Source organism: Protofrankia coriariae (genome assembly GCF_001017755.1).
Taxonomy (GTDB): Bacteria; Actinomycetota; Actinomycetes; order Frankiales; family Frankiaceae; genus Protofrankia; species Protofrankia coriariae.
In genome coordinates, this window is the sequence record NZ_JWIO01000002.1 from 177367 (window position 1) to 184107 (window position 6741).

7 protein-coding genes and 1 pseudogene (1 of these 8 only partly in view) are annotated in these 6741 nt (G+C 72.9%); 7 read left to right on the plus strand and 1 reads right to left on the minus strand.

The annotated features are described in order from the left end of the window. The 7 genes from FrCorBMG51_RS24555 to pspM form a co-directional block, all read left to right on the plus strand. On the plus strand, nucleotides 1-560 hold a 560-nt coding region (locus tag FrCorBMG51_RS24555; protein WP_235433235.1), incomplete at its 5' end, for a DUF4115 domain-containing protein. A 9-nt stretch (nucleotides 561-569) separates the two neighbouring features. Further along, nucleotides 570-2036: a MiaB/RimO family radical SAM methylthiotransferase gene (locus FrCorBMG51_RS01855; protein WP_047221389.1), complete on the plus strand. Its 1467-nt coding sequence runs from the start codon at nucleotides 570-572 to the stop codon at nucleotides 2034-2036. After that, on the plus strand, nucleotides 2033-2635 hold the full coding sequence (locus FrCorBMG51_RS01860; RefSeq protein ID WP_047221390.1) for a CDP-alcohol phosphatidyltransferase family protein: 603 nt from the start codon (nucleotides 2033-2035) through the stop codon (nucleotides 2633-2635). Before FrCorBMG51_RS01855 ends, FrCorBMG51_RS01860 begins: the two co-directional genes overlap by 4 nt. Then, on the plus strand, nucleotides 2625-3902 hold the full coding sequence (locus tag FrCorBMG51_RS01865; RefSeq protein WP_047221391.1) for a competence/damage-inducible protein A: 1278 nt from the start codon (nucleotides 2625-2627) through the stop codon (nucleotides 3900-3902). Before FrCorBMG51_RS01860 ends, FrCorBMG51_RS01865 begins: the two co-directional genes overlap by 11 nt. Before the next feature lie 119 nt (nucleotides 3903-4021). Then, the gene (locus FrCorBMG51_RS01870) at nucleotides 4022-4399 is read left to right on the plus strand and encodes a helix-turn-helix domain-containing protein (protein ID WP_047221392.1); all 378 of its coding nucleotides are present in this window, start codon (nucleotides 4022-4024) and stop codon (nucleotides 4397-4399) included. Nucleotides 4400-4490: 91 nt separating this feature from the next. Continuing rightward, the gene (locus FrCorBMG51_RS01875; protein ID WP_047221393.1) at nucleotides 4491-5282 is read left to right on the plus strand and encodes a PspA/IM30 family protein; all 792 of its coding nucleotides are present in this window, start codon (nucleotides 4491-4493) and stop codon (nucleotides 5280-5282) included. 2 nt (nucleotides 5283-5284) lie between these two features. Then, nucleotides 5285-6076: a phage shock envelope stress response protein PspM gene (gene pspM / locus FrCorBMG51_RS01880; RefSeq protein ID WP_047221394.1), complete on the plus strand. Its 792-nt coding sequence runs from the start codon at nucleotides 5285-5287 to the stop codon at nucleotides 6074-6076. Here pspM and FrCorBMG51_RS01885 read toward each other — a convergent pair. Further along, nucleotides 6065-6741 (minus strand): annotated as a pseudogene (locus FrCorBMG51_RS01885) (ATP-dependent helicase) (it continues 3828 nt past the right edge of the window). The gene pspM and the pseudogene FrCorBMG51_RS01885 overlap by 12 nt on opposite strands.

The window sequence follows — 6741 nt, forward strand, 5'->3', positions numbered from 1 at the left end:
GCCGGTCGACCGGGCCGCAGCCGCTCCCGTCGCGGCCGGTCGATCCGTTGATCCCGCACGGGGCGGTAGCCCGTCGGGGGTTCCCCTGGGCACCCGCGGTGATCGTCGCGCTGGTAGCGGTCTGTGTCCTGGCCGCTCTCGCCGTCTTTGTCCCGGACGACTCCGGCGGTGCGCTGCGCGGCCCAACCGATGTCCGGGCGGCCGCCACGGTCCCGCCGGCGACGCCGGGAGCCGGCGCGTCCGCCGCACCCGTGCGGTCCGCGACGCCCGCGCCGAGCGGGGTGAACGTCGAGGTGGCGGTACGGGACGAGCCGAGCTGGCTGGAGATGCGGGACGAGGCACAGCGGGTCCTGTTGCAGCAGCTCCTGCAGCCCGGCGACAGCCGTCTGGTGAAGGCGGCCCGTTCCATGGAGATCAAAATCGGCAATGCCGGATCGGTGGCGGTCTTCTGCAACGGGCGGGATCTGGGACTGGGGGGCAGCCCCGGCCAGGTCCTCACCGTACGTGTGGGTCTGGGTGCGTCGGGAGACTGTGCCATTGGTAACCCGGCATCCCGGTAGCCTGACGTCGTGCCCGATCGTCCCGTTCGCCGTGTCGCGCTGATCACACTGGGCTGTGCCCGCAACGACGTGGACTCCGAGGAGCTCGCGGCGCGGCTCGGGGGGGATGGCTGGGCCGTGGTCGACGATCCGGCCACCGCCGACGCCGTGGTGGTCAACACCTGCGGTTTCGTCGACGTCGCCAAGAAGGACTCGATCGACACGCTGCTCGCCGCCGCCGATCTGCGCGACGCCGCCACGGACGCCGGGGGCCCGAAGGCCGTGGTCGCAGTCGGCTGCCTGGCCGAGCGGTACGGCCGGCAGCTCGCCGACAGTCTGCCGGAGGCCGACGCCGTCCTCGGTTTCGACGCCTACCCGACGCTCGGCAGCCATCTGGACGCGGTGCTGCGTGGCGAGAAACCCGCGGCGCACACTCCGCGTGACCGGCGGACCCTGCTGCCGATCACACCGGTCGACCGCCAGGCGGAGCGGACGGGACGGGCGGAGCGGACCGGGCCCGCCTCCGGCCCGCCGGTCCTGCGCCAGCGCCTGCTCGGGGGACCTGTCGCGTCGTTGAAGATTTCCAGTGGTTGTGACCGGCGCTGCGCGTTCTGCGCGATCCCCACGTTCCGCGGGGCACACGTCTCCCGGCCACCGCAGGACGTCCTCGCCGAGGCCGAGTGGCTCGCCGGCCAGGGCGTGCGGGAACTCGTCCTGGTCAGCGAGAACTCGACCTCCTACGGCAAGGACCTCGGGGACCTGCGGGCGCTGGAGAAACTGCTGCCCCAACTGGCCGCGATCACCGGTGTGGTCCGGGTCAGAGCGGTGTACCTGCAGCCCGCCGAGGTACGCCCGTCCCTGCTGGAGACGGTGCTGACGACTCCGGGAGTCGCCCCCTACCTCGATCTGTCGTTCCAGCACGCCAGTCCGTCGGTGCTGCGGCGGATGCGCCGTTTCGGTGGCGCGGACGCCTTCCTCGATCTGCTGGCGCGGGCCCGCGCGCTGGCCCCGGACGTCGGCGCCCGCTCGAACGTGATCGTCGGCTTCCCGGGCGAGACCCGGGCGGACGTCGCGCTGCTGGAGCGCTTCCTCACCGACGCCGACCTCGACGCAGTCGGGGTCTTCGGATACTCCGACGAGGACGGGACCGAGGCGGCCACCCTGCCCGGCAAGGTCACGCCGGCCACGGTACGCCGGCGCCAGGCGCGCGTGACCGACCTGGTCGAGCAATTGACCGCCGCCCGCGCGCAGCAGCGACTCTCCTCGGTCGTCGAGGTCCTGGTGGAGGAGGTCGACGGTGGGCTGGCACATGGACGGGCCGCGCACCAGCAGCCCGAGGTCGACGGAGCGTGCACGGTCCGCCTGCCAGCGGCCGAGGCCGCGCGGGTGCGGGTGGGCGATCTGGTGAGTGCGAAGGTGGTCGCGTCCGAAGGGGTGGACCTGGTCGCCGAGCTCCTCAACATCGTCGACCCTGTGACAGTCGACCCTGTGGCATGAGCGGGGCCGCCGTCAGCCGGCTGAATCTTGCCAACGCGCTCACCGTCGGGCGGGTCGCGCTCGTCCCGGTGTTCGTGGTGTTCATGTTCGCCGGTGGGCAGGACGGTTCCGACTGGCGGGTGGCGGCGTTCGCCGTCTACGCGCTCGCGGCGGTCACCGACCAGGTCGACGGATATGTCGCCCGCAGCCGCGGGATCGTCACGGATTTCGGGATCATCCTCGATCCGATCGCGGACAAGGCTCTCACCGGCGCCGCGCTGCTGTCCCTGTCGCTGCTCGATGACCTACCGTGGCTGGTGACGGTGGTCGTCGCGGTCCGGGAGGTCGGGGTCACCCTGCTGCGGTTACGGATGATCCGCTACGAGGTGATGGCACCCAGCCGCGGGGGCAAGCTGAAGACCCTGCTGCTCAACTGCGCGATCGGTCTCTACGTGCTCCCGCTGGAAGGGATCGCCGCCTCCGCGCGGGCGGTCGTTCTCGCCGCCGGGGTGCTGGTGGCGGTGGTCACCGGTCTTGACTATGTGGGACGGGCGGTGGCCCTGCGACGGCAGGCGACGCGGCCGGTTCCCGCGATCTCCGAGGAGAGCGATGCGGGCTGAACTGCTGGCAGTGGGTGACGAGCTGCTGTTCGGGGACATCGTCAATGGCAACGCGGCGTGGCTCGGGCGGCAGCTTGCCGACGTGGGCGTGCGGCTGACGATGTCGACGGTGGTGGGCGACAACGTCGAAACGATCGCGGCCGGGATCCGGGCGGCGCTGGGCCGCGCGGACGCGGTCATCCTCACCGGCGGGCTCGGGCCGACCCAGGACGATCTGACCCGGGAGGGGATCGCCCTGGCGGCCGGCGTGGCCCTGCGCCGGGATCCCTTCCTCGAGGCGTCCTTACGCCGCTGGTTCCAGGCGCTGCGGCGGGACGCGCCGGGCGGTACGGGCCGGGGGGCGCCGGAGATGAACTACCGGCAGGCGGATCTTCCCGAGGGCGCCGAACCGCTGCCGAACGAGGTCGGCACCGCCCCCGGCGTCCGTCTGGAAACAGCCGGTGGCGTGGTGTACGCCCTGCCTGGCGTCCCCAACGAGATGTACGCGATGTTCACCGGGTCGGTCCTGCCGGATCTGCTGCGCCGGGCCGGGGAGCCGGCGGTCGTGGTGCACCGGGTCCTGCGCACCGCCGGGATCTGGGAGTCGGCGGTGGCCCAGGCGCTGGCCGGCGAGGTCGAGCGGCTCGCCCCGGTCGGAAACCCGACAATTGCCTTTCTGGCCAGCGGCGGGCAGACCCGGGTGCGGGTCAGCGCCCGCGCCACCGACCGGGCCGAGGCCCACCGGCTCATCGAGCCGGTGGAGAAGGCGGCCCGCGACGCGCTCGGGATCGCGCTCTACGGCGTCGACGACGATTCGCTGGAGGGGACCGTCCTGCGGCTGCTCGCCGAGCGCGGTGAGACGCTCGCCGTCGCCGAGTCGATGACCGGTGGGCTGCTCGCCGGCCGGCTCACCGACGTCGCCGGTGCCAGCGCGGTGCTGCGCGGCGGGGTGGTCTCCTACGCCACCGAGGCCAAGCGGGACGTGCTCGGGGTCGACCCGGACGTGCTGGCGACGTCCGGCGCGGTGTCCCCGGAGGCGGCGGCGGCGATGGCCGCGGGCGTACGGGACCTGCTGGGGGCGAGCAACGGGCTGGCGGTGACCGGGGTGGCCGGTCCCGACGAGCAGGAGGGCAAGCCCGTCGGGACGCTGCACATCGGTATGGTTGGTGCCTTCGGCACGCTGACGAGGTCCCTGCGCCTCCCCGGTGACCGTCGTACGAACCGTATCTATGCGGTCGTCCAGGCGTTGGACGCTCTTCGGCGTACCCTGACTGTTCATACTTGTTGACTGGGATGAACCGCCGGACGCGTGTTGCTTACATGGTTACAGTCGTATCAACGGCCAGCCATCACGGTGGACAGCAGGTATACGGTAAGGCCCAGCCCGAGGACGAAGGAGGAGGCACGATGGTCCTGCTCCGACGCATGCTCGGCGAGGCATTGCGCCGCCGCCGCCAGGATCAGCACCGGACCCTGCGTGAGGTGTCCTCCAACGCGAGAGTCTCGCTCGGATACCTTTCCGAGATCGAGCGGGGACAGAAGGAGGCCAGCTCCGAGCTGCTCGCGTCGATCTGCGACGCGCTCGGCGTCCGGCTCGCCGACCTGCTGCGTGAGGTGAGCGACGATCTGGAGCTCGCCGAGCTCGCGGCCGGCGGTCCGGCCCGGGTGGGCGCCCCGATGGCGGGGATGCCGCCGATGGCCGCCATGCAGCCCCCCGCGATGCAGCCTCCCGCCATGCAGTCCCGTGGCGGCGCGACCACCGCCGTGGTCGACCGTGCCGCCTGAGCCGACTGTCGACGGCGGTGCCGTCTAGCCGACGTCCGTTTTAGTGGGCCGGGGGGCACCGATGTCCGGCTTGACGTGCGACGATCGGGGTATGGCGAACGTCGTCCGCAAGCTCTACCGCTATCTGTCCGCGTCGGCGAACCGGAAGCTGGACGAGAAGGCGGATCCGCGCGTCCAGATCGACCAGGCGATCACCGAGGCGCAGCGGCAACACCAGGCGCTCGTGCAACAGGCTGCCGCGGTCGTCGGCAACCAGCGGCAGCTGGAGATGCGGATGGCGCGCCAGATCGAGGAGGTCGAGAGCCTGACCGCCTCCGCACGCCAGGCCATCCTGCTCGCGGACGCGGCCAGCGCGAAGGGCGAGGCGGACGCGGCAGCCCGCTACGAGCAGACCGCGCAGGCGTTCGCCAGCCAGCTCGTCGCCGCGGAGAGCTCCTTCGACGACCTCAAGGCCCTGCACCAGCAGGCCGCACTCTCCGCCGAGCAGGCCCGCCGCGCGGTGGAGGACAACACGCTGCGGCTGGAGGGGCAGCTCGCCGAGCGGGCCCGGCTGCTGACCCAGATCGAGCACGCCGCCATGCAGGAGCAGATGAGCAAGGCGCTCGACGGCATGTCCCGGCTCACCCCGCCAGGCGACACCCCGACGCTGGGGCAGGTTCGGGACAAGGTCGAGCAGCGCTACGCGATCGCCCTGGGACGGCACGAACTGTCCTCGCAGGGGGTGGAGTCGCGGATGCTGGAGATTCGTAGGGCGTCGTTGGACGCGAAGGCGTCCAACCGTCTCGCCGAGATCCGCACGGCCCTGTCGGCCGGGCCAGCGGTGGGCGGATCCGACGGCACGCTGTCCCTGGACAAGGGACAGGCTGATCGGCCGGACGCCTGACGATGCTGCCGGCACGCGGGACGGGGCCGAGCAGCCGCCTGCCGGAGTGGCTGCGTGCCGATATCGAACGCCGGAACCTGCTGCGCGGCGAGCAGCGGCTGATCCGTGCCCAGGCCCGGCAGCGCCGCCGCGCGGCCGCATCCGCGCGGGCGTGGTCCGGGGTCGCGGTCCTCACCCCGGCGGTCGCGGTGCTCGACGGGACGTGGGGCTGGCTGGTCGTGGGCGCCGGCGCGCTCGTGCGGGCCGGTCTGTCCTGGCGTCAGGCGCGGGCGGCTCCGGCGCTGCCGGCGGCTCTGCCGCTGCCGACGGCGCCGCTGCCCTCGCGGCTGCGGATACGGGGCTCGGCCGCCGCGGAGCCCCTGCATCGCGGCGAGGCGGCGGTGGTCGCGCTCGCAGCCATGCTGCGGTCGTTGCCGCCCGGGGCCGCCGCCGAGGCGGTCCGCGCGGCGATGGCGTCGGCCGCCCAGGTGGTCGATGGTCTGCGCGGCCAGGCCGCCCGGGCGCTGGCCTGTGAGTCGGCGGCGCGTACGGTCGTCGACCCAGGCCGTCGAGCGGAGATCACTACTACGATCACGGGCCTGGTGAGTTCGATGACGACCGCCGCGGACGCCCTCGACGAGATGCTGGCCGCGGCCAGTGACCTGCTCGCCTCGACACCGTCGGCGCTGTCGTCGGCACTGTCGCCGGCGGGGGCGGTGGCGGGGCGCGACGGTGAGCTCGAACGCGGGACCGCGGCCCTGCGCGGCTTCGCCGACGGCCTGCGCGAACTCATGCGGGATGGTTCAGGCCCGTAGCCGCAGGCCGCGCGGTGTGGGATGGAAGCCGGCGCGTTCCAGGGCCTGGCCGAGTTCGCTGGTGCGCAGTTCGCTGGTGAGCACGGCCTGGCCGTCGGCCCTCTCCACGGACAGCTGTCCCAGCCAGCCGTCCCGCACGGCGAGCGCGAGGGCGTCGACCGCCGGCTGCACCCGTTCGGGGTCGTCGGTCCAGGTCAGCAACGTCCGGCCGCCGCGTTCGACGTAGAGCACCAGTTCGCCGTCGACGAGCACGACGAGCGCACCCGGTGTGCGTCCCGGCCGGTGTCCCGAAGAGTTGGCCGGCTGGGCCGCCGGCCAGGGCAGGGCGGCGCCGTAGGGGTTCGCCGGGTCGGTCGCGGCGAGCACGAGTGCGCCGGACGTCGCCGGCATCGCCCGCAGCCGGTCGACCGCACCGGGGACGGCGAACTGGGCCGCGCCGAGGGATTCCACGAAGTATCCACGTCTGCACTGTCCGTTGTCCTCGAAGGCGGACAGGAGGCGGTACACCCCGGCGAAACCGCCCGGGATCCCCTCGGCCGCGACTGTGCCGCGGGTGACGATCCCGTACCGGTCGAGCAGCATCTCGGCCTGCGCGTGGGCGCGCAGCGTCGGGTCGGGATCCCGCGCTGGCAGCAGTGACCAGCGGCCGGCCACCGTCGGCGGGC